This is a genomic window from Sphingopyxis sp. BSN-002, from assembly GCF_022024275.1.
Classification (GTDB): Bacteria; Pseudomonadota; Alphaproteobacteria; order Sphingomonadales; family Sphingomonadaceae; genus Sphingopyxis.
Genome location: NZ_CP091804.1, coordinates 2,241,986 through 2,256,092, shown reverse-complemented (window position 1 = coordinate 2,256,092; position 14,107 = coordinate 2,241,986). Strand labels below are relative to the sequence as shown.

At 62.7% G+C, this 14,107-nt stretch carries 11 protein-coding genes; 6 read left to right on the top strand and 5 right to left on the bottom strand.

Annotation, left to right across the window (positions count from 1 at the left end; translation table 11 throughout):
- Positions 1-42 precede the first annotated feature (42 nt).
- Positions 43-1,272 carry a histidine-type phosphatase gene (locus tag L7H23_RS11130; RefSeq protein WP_237835936.1) on the top strand — a complete coding sequence of 410 codons (1,230 nt, stop codon included), beginning with the start codon at positions 43-45 and terminating at the stop codon, positions 1,270-1,272.
- On the opposite strand, the gene L7H23_RS11125 is transcribed toward L7H23_RS11130, so the two are convergent.
- Positions 1,273-3,300 carry a TonB-dependent receptor gene (locus tag L7H23_RS11125; protein ID WP_237835935.1) on the bottom strand — a complete coding sequence of 676 codons (2,028 nt, stop codon included), beginning with the start codon at positions 3,298-3,300 and terminating at the stop codon, positions 1,273-1,275.
- Between the two features lie 423 nt (positions 3,301-3,723).
- Here L7H23_RS11125 and L7H23_RS11120 point away from each other — a divergent pair, with 423 nt between their 5' ends.
- The 5 genes from L7H23_RS11120 to L7H23_RS18545 all read left to right on the top strand — a co-directional run bounded on the left by L7H23_RS11120 (position 3,724) and on the right by L7H23_RS18545 (position 6,902).
- A complete protein-coding gene (locus L7H23_RS11120) occupies positions 3,724-5,085 on the top strand; it encodes a site-specific integrase (protein WP_237835934.1) in 1,362 nt (453 codons plus the stop codon).
- A 76-nt stretch (positions 5,086-5,161) separates the two neighbouring features.
- On the top strand, positions 5,162-5,458 hold the full coding sequence (locus tag L7H23_RS11115) for a helix-turn-helix domain-containing protein (RefSeq protein ID WP_237835933.1): 297 nt from the start codon (positions 5,162-5,164) through the stop codon (positions 5,456-5,458).
- Between the two features lie 361 nt (positions 5,459-5,819).
- On the top strand, positions 5,820-6,128 hold the full coding sequence (locus tag L7H23_RS11110) for an antitoxin Xre/MbcA/ParS toxin-binding domain-containing protein (RefSeq protein WP_237835932.1): 309 nt from the start codon (positions 5,820-5,822) through the stop codon (positions 6,126-6,128).
- Entirely contained in the window at positions 6,125-6,358 is a 234-nt protein-coding gene (locus L7H23_RS11105) for a hypothetical protein (RefSeq protein ID WP_237835931.1), read from the top strand. The genes L7H23_RS11110 and L7H23_RS11105 overlap by 4 nt, the downstream gene beginning before the upstream one ends.
- 409 nt (positions 6,359-6,767) lie before the next feature.
- Positions 6,768-6,902, top strand: coding sequence for a hypothetical protein (locus L7H23_RS18545; RefSeq protein ID WP_264081034.1), 135 nt, complete (start codon positions 6,768-6,770; stop codon positions 6,900-6,902).
- Between the two features lie 7 nt (positions 6,903-6,909).
- On the opposite strand, the gene L7H23_RS11100 is transcribed toward L7H23_RS18545, so the two are convergent.
- From L7H23_RS11100 to L7H23_RS11085, 4 genes are all read right to left on the bottom strand, one after another.
- Complete coding sequence (locus L7H23_RS11100) at positions 6,910-8,142, bottom strand: FAD-dependent oxidoreductase (RefSeq protein WP_237835930.1); 1,233 nt, start codon at positions 8,140-8,142, stop codon at positions 6,910-6,912.
- Between the two features lie 12 nt (positions 8,143-8,154).
- Positions 8,155-10,308, bottom strand: a complete 2,154-nt coding sequence (locus L7H23_RS11095) for a catalase (protein WP_237835929.1) — start codon at positions 10,306-10,308, stop codon at positions 8,155-8,157.
- A 68-nt stretch (positions 10,309-10,376) separates the two neighbouring features.
- Complete coding sequence (locus L7H23_RS11090; protein WP_237835928.1) at positions 10,377-11,660, bottom strand: glycoside hydrolase family 130 protein; 1,284 nt, start codon at positions 11,658-11,660, stop codon at positions 10,377-10,379.
- Between the two features lie 7 nt (positions 11,661-11,667).
- Positions 11,668-13,569: a glycosyltransferase gene (locus tag L7H23_RS11085; RefSeq protein WP_237835927.1), complete on the bottom strand. Its 1,902-nt coding sequence runs from the start codon at positions 13,567-13,569 to the stop codon at positions 11,668-11,670.
- Positions 13,570-14,107 lie beyond the last annotated feature (538 nt).

Sequence of the window (14,107 nt, the reverse complement as noted above, 5' to 3'; positions counted from 1 at the left end):
TTTATGATGTGTCGATAAATTTATTCCACATAGGAGAGGCCCGTGAAGCGCATCCTGCTTTTGACCACCGCATTGCTGGCGGCTTGCGCCGCGCCGGGCGCCGGTGCCGACACCCCGGCCGCGGACGCTGAATCGCTGAAGCTCGAGAAGGTGGTCATGCTGATGCGGCATGGCATTCGCCCACCGACAAAGGCGGCGGTCGTGCCGCCGGGCTATTCGGCGGAGACATGGCCCGACTGGCCCGTCGACTTCGGCCTGCTGACACCGCGCGGCGCGGCGGGAGTCAAGCTCCTCGGCGAAAGCGACCGTGCCCATTTTGGCGACCGCGGCCTGTTTCCCGGCGGATGCCCGGCATCGGGAACGATCGTTCTGAAAGCGAGCTACAAGGAACGCACGATCAATACCGCCCAATCTTGGGCCGACGGCTTCATGCCCGGTTGCACCGCGACGGTATCGCATCCCGCCGGATCCGACGATGATGCCATCTTTCACGGACTCGACGGCGGCCCGGCCTCGTTCGACGGCAAGCGCGCCTATGACGCCGCGCTCGCGCAAGCGCCCGAGGGCGGCCTTGCCGCCGAGACCGAGCGTCATCGCGGCGAGCTGACGCTGCTTGCCAGAATACTCGATTGCGCGGTGCCCGCCTGCCCGCTTGTCGCCGAGCCAAGCCGCCTTGTCGCACAGCCGCACGATCGCCCCGACCTCGAAGGCCCGCTCGACGTCGGCTCGACCGCCAGCCAGACGCTGCTGCTCGAATATCTGGAAAGCAAGCCGATGCAGGAGGTCGGCTGGGGCCGCGTTACCCGCGCCGAAATCGAACAGCTGTTGCGCTTCCATCCGCTGAAGTTCCGTTATGCGAACCGCCCCGGCTATATCGCCGCGGCCGCGGCGGCGCCGATCGTCAACGAAATCGTAGAAGCGCTTGGCGAGAAGAGTCCGGCGCGCCTTACCCTGCTCGCCGGCCATGATACCAATGTGGCGGATCTCGGAGGTTTCTTCGACCTTCACTGGCAGGTACCGAGCTATCCGGCCGACGAGGTGCCCCCCGGCAGCGCGTTGGGCTTCGAGCTGGTGAGCAACGACAGGGGCGATCGCTACGTCCGCGCCTTCTACCGTGCGCAAACGATGGACCAGCTCCGCAATCTGGAGCCGCTGGGTCCGGGAGATGCCCTGTTCCGTCGCTACCTTCCCATCCCCGGATGCGGAAACTCGGTCGAGGCGACCGCCTGTAGCTGGAGCGCCTTCACCCGGCTTGCCGCGCCGCGCGGCTAGCTAGCCTCCGAAGCTGCGCTGAACTGTCAGGCCGACATAGCGCCCGCTGCGGAGCACGCGCAGTTCGCGGTAGCGCAGCGCACTGTCTCCGCGGACGCCGGTATAGATATCGCGCGTTCGCGTAGCTGCGCTGTCGGTCAGATTCTTGCCGAACAGACGGAACGTCCAGCGGGCGTCAGGATGATATTCGGCAAACAGATCGAGCCGGCCGGCCAGACGGTCGCGCTCGACTTCCTCGACCTTGAAGCCCGTCTCGGTCCGCGCAAAGGCATAGCTTCCGCCCCAGCGCAGCTTCCACGCCGGGATGTCGTGGGTGAATGCCACCTTGGCTTCGACCGGAAGGTCGCCCGAGATACTGCGCCGCGCGCCCGTGGTCGGATCGGTCGCCCGACTGCGCCGCGCCATCATATCTGCGGTGACGACGACGCCCTTTGCGCCCAAGCCTTCCAGCGGCCACTTCAGCGACGCCTCGAATATATCGCGCCGCGCCGAGCCGATGTTGCCGACGGCATCGAAAACGGTGCCATCGATGACGACGGGCAGCTGGTCGACGAGATTGCTTATCCATTCGCGCCGGACGGCGAGGGTAAACGATCCCGCACCGAACCGGCGTTCATATGTCGCCTCCAGCCGCCAGAGGCTGTCGGGCTCGAGATCGGCATTGCCGGCGCTGACGGTTCCGTTGGTGAGCGACGCGGCGCCCACGAAATCCCCGAAGTCGAGCTGCCCCACCTCGCGCTCGATCAGCAGGCGCAGCGTCCGGTCGGCCGCCGGAGTCCAGCTCAGCCGCGCCCGCGGCTTCCAGAAGGCGAGCGATTTGACAAGGTTGACGTCGCCGGTTTGCGACAGGCGCGACATTTCGTACCGGACCCCCAGTTCGGCATTCACGTGCGGATTCAATGCGCCGCTGGCGGTCGCGAACAGCTCTGCCCGGCGCTCGGTAACGCGAACGTCCGCGTGAGGAAGAACGACGGGCTCGCCGTCTTCGACCAGCGCATTGCGGCTGTCGAGGCCATTGATCGCGCCTTCCGCACCGGCTTCGATCGTCAGGCCTCCCCGGCGATGGCGGAGCGATGCGCGCAGGATCGCTTCGCTGGCATCCGAGCGCTCGTCCGAAACGCTGTTACCCGATGCCGATGCTTCCCGGTCGATGCCAAGCGTTGCGACCGAACGATAGCTTCCCACGACCTCGAGATCGTTCGCCGGGCCCAGCGCGCGCTCATAACGCAGACCGCTTTCATAGGTGCGCGCGGTCTCACGCTCGCTGCCATCGATGGTGTCCGGCGCGGGAAAACGGACGGCATAGGCGATATCGGCGAACTTCCGCTTGTCCTGGACCAGCGCGTTGATGTGCAGCGTGCCGCCCAGCAAAGGTTGACGGTAAGCGAGTGTCGCCTGCACGACGCGGGCTCCCTCGGGCTGCGCATAGTCGACCAGCCGCAGCGGCGAGCCGTCGGCGGCGAACCGGTTGCGGATGCCGAACCCATGCTCGTCGTCGATTTCGCGATAGGCGGTGGCGAACAGGTCGACCACCCGGTCGTGCCGATCGAGCGTCGCCTGCGCGGAAATCCGCGGGGCGTGCAGTCCGTGGCGATAAAGGGCTTGCTCGGCCTCGATCCGGCCGCTGATCCGGCCGGCCTTGACCAGTATGACATTGGCCAGCAGGGCATAGCCCTGCATGTCATAGCTCGCCGTTCCGGCACGGATCAATTCGATCCGCCCGACACGCGCCGCAGGAATGCGCTTCAGGATGGTCGCGAGCGTATCGGTCTTTCCCGATGGCCGCTGGCCGTCGATCAGGACATTGCCCGCCGCGCCCGAATAGCCGCGCACGTCGGTATCGCCTTCGACGATCGTGAAGCCCGGGAGCAGGGCCACCATCTCATAGGCGTTCGACGGTTGCGTCCGGTCGAAGAAACTCCTGTCGTAGACCGGGCCTCCCGTATCCGCCCCCTCCTGCGCCGCTGCGGCCGCAGCCGCGCCGAACCCGGCCAGCAGGAGCAACCCGATACGAATGGTGCGCGACATGATGGGCCGACCTTCCAGAAAGCGGCCGCCCTCGACCGCTCCGGAAGCTCCATTGGGCTCTTCGACCTTACAGCTGCCCCCCTCGGCCTGTCAGCCTGATGTCAGCCAGGATGGCTTGCCTCGCTCGCGCGGAAGGCGGCCAACTCCCGGAAGACCGGCGCAACGTCCGTTCAGGATGCTGGAATACGGAGAAATGGCGCACCCGAAGGGATTCGAACCCCTGGCCTCTGCCTTCGGAGCGGGTACCAACAGGCTATGCTATTCAACGCCAGAGCCTGTTTTTCTACGCTAAGCTACTAATATATCATCGGAAAGGTGAAAAACACTTCCGCCGATGCTAACCTGGGCTCCACCAAGAATACGCCCCCTGCTGCTTACGCAATGCTTTCGCGGAAGCACGATGGTTCGAAGAGGTTGTAGCCCATGGGTAGGATTACCAAACGCCTTGTAGAGGCGGCCCTCGCCGAGGCGAAGGACTATTTCATCTGGGATGATGAACTGCCGGGTTTCGGTATCCGGATATTCGCGTCGGGCAAGCGCAGCTACGTCATCCAGTATCGGACCCACAGGCGGTCCCGGCGTCTCACGATCGGCAGGCACGGCATATGGACTCCTGAAATGGCGCGCCGCGAGGCGCGCATTCAGCTCGGTCGTGTGGCTCAAGGTGAAGATCCAGCGGAGGAGCGACAGATCGACAGGCAGGCGATAACGGTCAAGGAGCTTTGCGCCTTGTATCTGACCGACCTCAACGCCGGACTCATCTTGGGCAAAGGTGGGCGGCCGAAAAAGCAATCGACCATCGACACCGATACAGGTCGCATCCACCGCCACATCGTGCCGCTGCTCGGACCGCGAAGGGTCAAGGATCTGGACAAGGCCGACATCAACAAGGCGATGAAAGACATCATGGCCGGCAAGACAGCGGTCAGCGTCAAGACAGCGAAGCTGCGAGGCAAGGCGATTGTGAGAGGCGGCGCCGGAACTGCCGCCAGGACTATTGGCTTGCTGGGAGGCATCCTGACCTATGCCGTCGAGGCGGGAATCATCGAAATCAATCCGGCGTTCGGTATCCGCAAGCCAAAAGACAATGTTCGCGACCGCCGATTGTCGGAAGCCGAGTACCGCTTGATCGGTACCAAACTCCGCGATGCGGAGCTCGATGGGCAATATGCGATAGCTGCCCAGATTATCAGACTGCTGGCGCTTACCGGTTGCCGTCGTAGCGAACTCACCAAGCTTCGGTGGGGCGAAGTCGACATCGAAAGCAGCTGTCTTCGCCTGGAGGACAGCAAGGAAGGAAAATCGGTCCGGCCCGTCGGCTTGCATGTCATCGAATGCCTGCAAAAACAGGAGATGTCAGAGGCTCGAACTTATGTGTTCCGGGGCACTGGCCGCGACAACGCCTTCGGCGCCCTTCCCGATCACTGGACGAAGATACTCGGCGGATGCGGTCTGGACGACATCACACCTCATGTGCTGCGGCATAGTTTCGCCAGCGTCGCAAATGATCTCGGTTTCACCGAAACCACCGTCGCCGCTTTGCTTGGACATGCCAAAGGGTCGGTAACCGGCCGCTACATCCACACAATGGACGCCGCGCTCGTCGCAGCCGCCGACACGGTTGCCGGATACATCCACGGCCTTCTTGACGGAGCCCATTACAAGCTGACGGCTTACGCTCTCGATCATGCTTCCCGAAAGCAAACTCTTGCGAGCTTTCTGGCTAGCGCCGTTGGAGAGGGGGAAGCCGGCATCGACGCAAGCGGCGAATCTTTCGACGCTTGAGGTCGCCAGGGTCACATCTCCGTCAGGACCGTTCCTTTGATCGGGCCAATTATGGTCCGGTTACAAGGAGTAAGACATGGTCAAGGACGTCAAAACTTCGACAACCGATACGGCAATCAAGCCTCGCTATGTGACTACACCGGATGCAGCCATACACCTCGGCCTATCACCTCGAACCCTTGAGAAGCATCGATGCTACGGTACGGGTCCGACATATCGAAAGCTGGGCGGCCGGGTAGTTTATGGGATCGACGATCTTGAGGCTTGGGCCGAACTTGGAATGAGGCGGTCGACGTCCGATCCGGGGTGGGGCGAAGTGAGGCCTGCCAAACAGGGCTCGCCTCATGCTCCCGTCAAAGCCGCGAAGAGTTAGCGGAGCAATGTATGAGCCGGCATCGGTAATCCGGTGCCGGCTTTAGACCACACCGGCTCCTTCTGGCCGTTTGCGGAACGGCGGCTTTTGGCGGTCGAATGAAACTGGCGGACGCTCCAACTATTCCCGGCGTTCGCTTGAAAGCTCGATCTCCGTACTGGTGCAATCGAGGCGCAACCACGTTTCGCAGGAACCGAATAGACACTGACGGGCTCAGATTCCCGAAACCCGTCAGATGATCGGCGCGACACCTTATAATCCTGGCTGGAGCTCCCATATACGGATCATCGCGGCACACGTTCATCGTAGGCGGCCGCGGCTGAGAGACCTGGCGCTCCCGCTTACATGCAGGAGCCGCCCCATGCCGCCCGATTCCGATCAGCCCCAGTCGCCGGCCCCGGACACGCCTGCCCCAGCCAACGCGCAATCGAGACGATTTTTCCGCAAGAGCCGTAGACCATTCGCCCTGGATGACGCACGGCGCCAAGGGGACATCAGTCAGCTCGCCTTCTTGACGATGGGCGGACGGGATCCGGCGATAGCCTTCCTGAACACCGACAACGCCGCGCTCGGCGGCCGCCCGCTTACAGTCGCGACCGCGAGCCCCGAGGGATATGAACTGGTTGCGGCAGCGATCCGCCGCTGGCCGAGCGGCCCGGGATTCAAATGAGCCGCGCGATGAACATTTCGCTGCCGGAGGACGAGGTCAAGCGCCTATGCCTTCTGCAAGGTGTCAGCATCAGTGCGATCGAGCCGCTTCAGTCGGGCGGTACCCGCCTTGTCTGCGCATCCGGCTCCGGCGCCGAGGAAATGCGCCTTCGGCTCCGCGGTCACCTGATCGATGGCAATGTCCTCCGTTACCGCTTCTATCGCCCTCCGGCCACGCAGGAACGGCCATGAGGCCGGAGCGAGATTCCGCGGTGTGCGAACGTCTCTGCCGAACTCGAATAATATCGGTATTCGTGCCGCACATTTATCGGGATGTGCTATAGACATCCCATCACCTGAAATCGAACAAGCTCCATGTGACAGAGGGACGATCCGTGCTCTCGCTTGATGCAGGAGCACACACGATGTGCCTCATTCAATTGCTCGAAGACGAGCAGATTGCGCTCGTACGATACGCCGCCGCGACAAATCCTTCGGCGATCGACCGATATGGGCCTCTGATCGAAGATATCCGTCGGCGTCTGAAGGCCTTTCCCTATCAGCATCGCCCTTATTTTCCGCTCAACAGATTGCGGACGCAAACGGCTCGCTAGCACGTTCGCGAACACGCGCATCCTGAAACCGAAGAAAGATATCTGACATGGCCAAATCGCAAAAACGCAGCAATCGCGAGATTCGCAAACCCAAGGCCGCCAAGGCGAAGCCGCCGACCGCGCTCGCAGCCCAAGAGGCGTCTGCCGTGCAGATGACCGCCAAGCCGAAAGGCAATCGCTGACGCGCCGTCAAAAACTGCGGTGAAAGCTGACCAGATCGGCGTCGGGATCGCCATAACCGCAAATCAGGCCGCGCAGTATCTGCGCGGCCATCATCGAGAAGGTGATGCCATTGCCGCCATATCCCATCGCGGCATAGCAATTCGACATGCCGGGAATGCGACCGATGGTCGGTGTCCCGACCGGGCTGTCGCCGAAACTGCCGGCCCAGCTATACGCGGGCGTCGCGTCCACTCCCGGCAACAGGGCGGCAAGCTTTCTCGACAGCGTCGCTGTTTTATCGGAGAGCTTGGCGTCACGGAGAGCCGCGTCGCCGATTTCCTCATCCTCGCCGCCGCAGATGATTTCTCCACGCGGGGTCGTCCGTATGTAGAGGTAAGGATCAGCGGCCTCCCATATCATCGCGGCGGTCGGCCAGATGGCGCGGGGTTGTGGGCGGGTTGCGATCGACCAGCTCGAGATGATCTTGTTTCTCTTCCGCGGGATTCCCTTCATCATCTCATAGCCCGTCGCCATGACGACACGACGTGCGCGAATGCTCGGCCCGCGAGCCGAGACCAAGGTGACCCCCTCGCCCGTCGGCGCGATGTCACAGATATCGACGGGCGCGTAGAGCCGGGCGCCCCGCGCCAGCGCGACATTCAGATAACCCGCCGTGAGACGACGCGGATCGGCGGAGTAATTGCCGAATCCAATCAGCGCGTGGCGTCCCTTGATCCCGTAACGCTCCTGAACTGCAGCGGGTTTGAGCAATTCCACCTCGAAGCCCGCACGCCGCCGGGCGTCGGCTTCGACCGCAAGCCCTTCAGCATCGAGCACATTGCCGTCGAGATAGATCGAACCGCGCGTCGCACCATCGACGGCAAGGCCCAGCCGTTCGGTCCGTTCGCGTAGCGCGTCGACCGACTGGCGGGATCGCCGCCAGATGCGTTCGGCCTTTTCGCGCCCGATCCGCTCGGCCATCAAGGCCAGCGGCGTATCGAGTTCATATTGCAGCATCGCGGTCGACGCGGCGGTCGATCCTTCGGCGGGACCCCGGCGATCGACGATCACGATGTTGAGCCCCGCTTCCGACAACGCCTCCGCGATCAGCGCGCCCGACACGCCCGCCCCGACGACGAGCACGTCGCACGCTATATCCCTTGTCAGAGGCCGCGCTGCGATCGCGGGACGACGCCGTGCCGACCAGATCGACTGGCCGGTCCGGAGATCGCGATGATGGGTCGCCGATGCGCGGCTCACCGGGACAGGCGATCAGGCAAGATCGCGCACCTTGGCTTCGCGGGCCCAATGACGCCGGGTGCCCACGCCTTCGAACTTGTCGATCGCAACGACCCCGCCGTCCTTTTCGACCCCCGCCTTGTCGAGCAGCAATTGCGTCGCCTCGTCATGCGCGATCGTCTTGCAATGCCCATAGGCATCCATGAACCACTGCACTGCTGCGCCCTGCTTTGAGAGAGCCTCGGCCTGTTCCTCGGTGACGATCGACGCCACCGCGTCGAACAGCACCGAGGGGGAGCCCGTGAGCTGGCCGTCGGCCTTGAGCGTGCCTCCCTTGACCTTGATCCCGCCCACTTTAGGCGCAACGAGGAAGGCGGTGCCGCCGGCACTTTCGATGTTGTTTTTCAGCTTGTCGATCGCCGCCTTGTCAGATCCTTCGGCAAAGAGGATCGCCACCTTGCGGCCCTCCATCGTATCGTCGGCATTCTTCTGGATCGACAGCGCGTCGGACGTTTTGAGATCGACCGGCGCCCGCGCAGCCTTTTCCTTCGCCGGCAGATCGATGGCGAGCCCCATGGCGACACGCGTCGCGAGATCCTCATCGATGTTGCGAAGCTGGCCGACGACGCGGGCACGGACATGATCGAGCGTGACCTTCGACAATTCGAACACCAGCGCCGAGGCGATATGCGCCTGCTCATTCTCGGTCTGCGACAAATAGAACAGCCGTGCTTGGCTGAAATGATCGGCGAAAAGCTCGGCGCGAATGCGCAGCTTCTGCGCAGGGTCGTTCCGCTCGTCATTGGCCGTGAACGTCGCGAAGCCCGTTTCGGCGCTCGCGCGCGGGCCGCCATTCTCTCCCACTTCGGCAAGGCTGTTGGGCTCATAATTTGCGCGTCCGGTCGGCACGAGCGTCTGCATCATCCCGTCGCGCTGGAAATTGTGGAACGGGCATTTGGGCGCATTGATCGGGATCTGGTGGAAATTGGTCGTGCCCAACCGCGACTTCTGCGTATCGAGATAGGAAAAAAGCCGGCCCTGAAGCAGCGGATCATTGCTGAAATCGATGCCTGGGATGATGTTCGACGGTAGGAAAGCGACCTGTTCGGTCTCAGCGAAGAAATTGTCGACGTTGCGGTTGAGCGTCATGCGGCCGACGATCTCGACGGGGATATCCTCCTCCGGGATCAGCTTGGTCGCGTCGAGCACATCATAAGGCTGCTTCTTGGCGAAGGCTTCGTCGAACACCTGCACGCCGAGGTCCCACGCCGGAAAGTCGCCCGCATCGATCGCCTCGAACAGGTCGCGGCGATGGAAATCGGGATCGGCGCCGGCGATCTTGACCGCTTCGTCCCAGGTCGTCGACTGAATGCCGAGCACGGGTTTCCAGTGGAATTTGACGAACTTGCCGTCGCCCTTTTCGTTCACGAAGCGGAAGGTGTGAACACCGAACCCCTCGATCATGCGCAGGCTGCGCGGGATCGTGCGGTCGGACATCGCCCACATGATCATGTGCATCGCTTCGGGCATCAGCCCGATGAAGTCCCAGAAGGTGTCGTGTGCGCTGGCGGCCTGCGGATATCCGCGATCGGCCTCCATCTTGACGCTGTGGACGAGGTCGGGGAATTTCATCGCGTCCTGGATGAAGAAGACCGGGATATTGTTGCCGACGAGATCCCAATTACCGCTGTCGGTGTAGAGTTTGACCGCAAAGCCGCGCACGTCGCGCGGGGTGTCGATTGAGCCCGCGCCGCCCGCGACCGTCGAGAAGCGAACGAAGACCGGACAAGTCGCGCCTTCCTTCTGGAAGATCGAAGCCTTGGTCAGCTCAGGGATTGCGTTGGTGCATTCGAACACGCCGTGCGCGCCCGACCCGCGGGCGTGGACGATCCGCTCGGGGATGCGTTCATGGTCGAAGTGGAAGATTTTCTCGCGGAGAACGAAATCCTCAAGCAAGGTCGGTCCGCGCTCGCCCGCTCGCAGCGAATTCTGGTTGTCTGAAATGCGATGGCCGAAATTGTCGGTAAGAAACGCCGCCGTATCGGCCGATTTGCCGCCCGATGCCACATTCTGGTGCAGTTCTTCACCATTGCCGCGGCTCACCTCGATCTTCGGCTGGCCTTCGCCCGGCTGGTGTTCGCGAAGCGCATGCTCATTGGCGGGCGACGGCGGCGGAGATTTCGGCATCGGTCATTCCTTCTGCCGCTTGAGGCGACACTCCTACAATCCGCCGCTTCGCCTTATGTTGCGTGCCACTAGGCCATGGCGGCCAGAATCTCCTTAATCGCGACGAACGCAAAGCAGACCGAACTGTCGGCCACCCCGTAGGGCAGGAAAATATCGTCGCCGACGCGGATCGCGCCGCAGGTGTAGACGACATTGGGGACATAGCCTTCGCGGTCCTCGTCGGCGGCGGACAGGATCGGATTGGGCGTCCGGCCGATCACCTTCGACGGATCGGCCTTGTCGAGCAGCACCGCGCCGATCGCATATTTGCGCATCGCGCCGACCCCATGCGTCAACACCAGCCAGCCTTCATCAAGCTCGATCGGCGCGCCGCAATTGCCGATCTGGATGAGCTCCCATGGAAAGCGCGGCTCCAGCAATAATTCGCCGTCCTCCCACTGATCGACCGTGTCCGAGCGCAGCAGATAGAGATTCTTGCCATCCTGCCGACCGATCATGCAGAATTGCCCGTCGATCTTGCGTGGGAACAACGCCATGCCCTTGTTGCGTCCCGCCTTTCCCTTGATCGGGCTCAGCGTGAAATCCCTGAAATCGCGCGTCCGCAGCAGCTCGGACTGGATGTCTCGCCCGCTATAGGCGGTGTAGGTCCCGATCCATTCGCTTTTGCCGCTATCGCGCTCGAACTCGAGCAGCCGCAGATCCTCGAGCCCGTTGCGCTGCGCCTCGGTGATCGGGAAGATCACCGTGCCCGAAAGGGTGCTGTCCTTCTGCCGATAGAGCGAAACGACATCGTCGGGCTTGTCGTCGCGGTGCGGACCAAGCATCGCCGCCGTAGCGAAGGCAGGCTGCGGCAGCAGCGTCAGTTCGCGGTCGCAGGTAATGATTCCCTCGCGAAAGGCGATCGTCGAAATATGCCCCTCGCCGACCGCGCGCAGCGACAGGAGGATGCGGATGCAGCCTTCCTCCAGCCCGGTCTGGTCGGGATGACGAACGACGCTGGGGTTCATCAGCGCCGCCGCAGCATAGCTATATTCGTGACAGAAATAGGCGCCGATCAAGAGGCGCATCTCGCGTTTCAATGTAAGGCCTTCGAGGCCGAGTTTGGGTTCTATCTGCTCAAATCGATCCTCGAACACCTTCTCGATCTGCCAGTGCCGGTCGGCGAAATCGCGCAGCACCACGCTGAGCTCGGCGCGCACGGTGCGCGTGTCGAGCGTCACGATTTCGCGCGCCAGCCGCTGCACGCGTTCGAGATCGGGACCCGATGCTTGCCATGCGAGGTGAAAGGGCCGCACAACGACGCGCGTCGGGTCGGCATGGAGCCGCAATTCATCCTGAACCAGATGCACCATAATCCCCTCAGTCGGCGTTGCGGATAAAATCCCGGATCGCGTATGTCGCATGCTGATAGGCAAGTACCGACTCCGCCCCTTCGTTGAGGTTCAGGCCGCGCGGGTTAATGCCATCCTTGCTGCTCCCGGTCAGCGGATCGCCAACGATCACGCCGCGGTCATTACGCCCGGAAAACCATTCATAGGCGCGCCGCGCGTGCGCCAGCCAGATATCGTCGCCGGTCACATCATAGGCGGCCGAAGCGGCATCGATCGCGGCCCAAATCTCGAGCGGCTGCTGATCGAATGGCTGCGGCAGCTCATAGGCATGGCCGAAGCTGTCGGACCCGACGGGGCGATAGTGGCCATAAGGCGAAATCTGCGCATCGTTGATCCACCGCAACGTCTCGACTCCGCACGCGGTAACATCCGCGCGCTCAAGTCGCACGCCCGCGCGCAGCATCGCTTCGGGCAGGCGGCAATTGTCATAGGCGAGTACCGGCTCGAACCATCGCCAGTCCGGCCGCGCCGCAGCCTGATAGAGCGCGATCAGCCGGTCAGCGCCGCTGCGCAATATCCGGTCCGCCAGATCATGCTCGGGATGCGCCGCGAGCACGAAGTCGGCGCCGAGCATCGCAAAGGCAATCGCGCGCGGTGACTCGAAATCCAGCGCGGACGCCGCGGTACGCTCGAATAATTCATGCGCCCATTGCCGCAGACGGAGATCGCGCGCGCCCTGCCCCGTCGCACCGAGCGCCCAGAGGGTTCGGCCGCAGCTATCTTCGGACCCCACATCCTCGAGCCAGTTGCGTGCGAATCCCATGAAGTTGCGAAACTCGCCGCGGTCGGGGTTCCAGGCATGCTGTACGAACGCCGCAAAGACCGGGGTCAGTTGTCCGCACTTGCCGAGCGCGTCGTCGTCGAGCCGATGCATCAGCATCAGCGCCCGCGCATTGTCGTCGACGCAATAGCCGTGCGCGCGATCGGGGATCATATGAACGCTGTGCTGGAGGATGCCGGTATCATCGCAAATGCGCAGGAACCCATCGACACCGATATGCTCGGGAATAGGCGCAGCTTTCGGCACGATGCGGCTTTCCGCGATCAGCGAACAGGTCCGCTCCGCAAACACCGGCCAGATCATGTCGCGACTGCGATCATAGGCGCGACGCTGCAGCGTGAGCAGCCGGTCGGCATCGCCGAGCAGATAGCGGATTTCGTTCGCGATCGCTTCGCTGTCATTGAAGGGGACGAGCACGCCATGATCGTCGGCGAGGAGCTCGACCGCATGGACATAGGGTGTGGAGATCACGGCCTTGCCCAGCGCCATCGCATAAGCGAGCGTACCCGACGTCGATTGCTGCGCCCCGATATAAGGCGTCACATAGATGTCCGCCGCCTCGATAAGATCTAGGAGGTCGTCGGTGTCCATGAACGCATTGATCCAGCGGATATGCGCATCGACCCCGAGCGAGACAGCGAGCGCCTGGAGCCGGTCGCGATAGGCCTCGCCTTCAAGCGCCAGCAGATTGGGGTGCGTCGCGCCAGCAATGCAGTAAAGGAAGTCGGGGTGATCTTCGATGATCGCGGGCAATGCCTCGATGACCGCCTCGATCCCCTTGCCCGGCGACAAAAGACCGAAGGTCAGCGCGACCTGTTTGCCCGCAAAGCCGAACTGCGGCTTGAACTGCGACGCGCGGCCGAACGGGCGATCGGGGACGCCATGTGCGATCATGGCGATCTGGTCGTCGTCGGCATGATAGACGCTTCGTAGCAGATCGTGCGAGCGCTCGGACATGACGACCAGCTTGGTCGCGCGCGCGATCAAGCGCTCCATCACGCGGCGCTGATCGGCGTCAGGTTCGGCGAGCACCGTGTGAAGCGTGACGATCAGCGGCGCGGAAACACGCTCCACCAGCTCCAGGATCATATCGCCCGCCAAGCCTCCAAAGAGGCCGAACTCGTGCTGCAGCCATATAATTTCGGCACAGCTCGCCTCGATTTGCCGGGCTGCCTCGACAAAGCTACCGGCGTCACCCTCGGTTATGACGCCGCGAACAACGGGGTCGAATATCGTGGGAACCGCGGCCGGCGCCATCGCATATACGTCGACCACAAGGTCGGGAGCAGCCTCGGCAAGCGATGAATGGATGTCGGTGGTGAAGGTGGCGATGCCACAGCGTCGCGGAAGAAAGCCGCCGACTAGCGCGATCCGGGCAGTATCCGAAGTTTTAGGCCGAAGCGTTTGGCACGCCTCCAAACCTTCATCGAACGATCTACGATCAAGCGTTTCGTACACAGGCATACCTTCCAAAAAAATGATGCGACAGAAGGCCTCACCCAGTATTTTGTCGTTTGCTTCGATACGCGCAGCCGGTCGCGAACATCAGAAAACAGAACAGCTCAGCGGCGCATTTGTTCCTATTGACCCACGCCTCGCGAGGAGCTTCGCAGGCCAATTCCGGTCA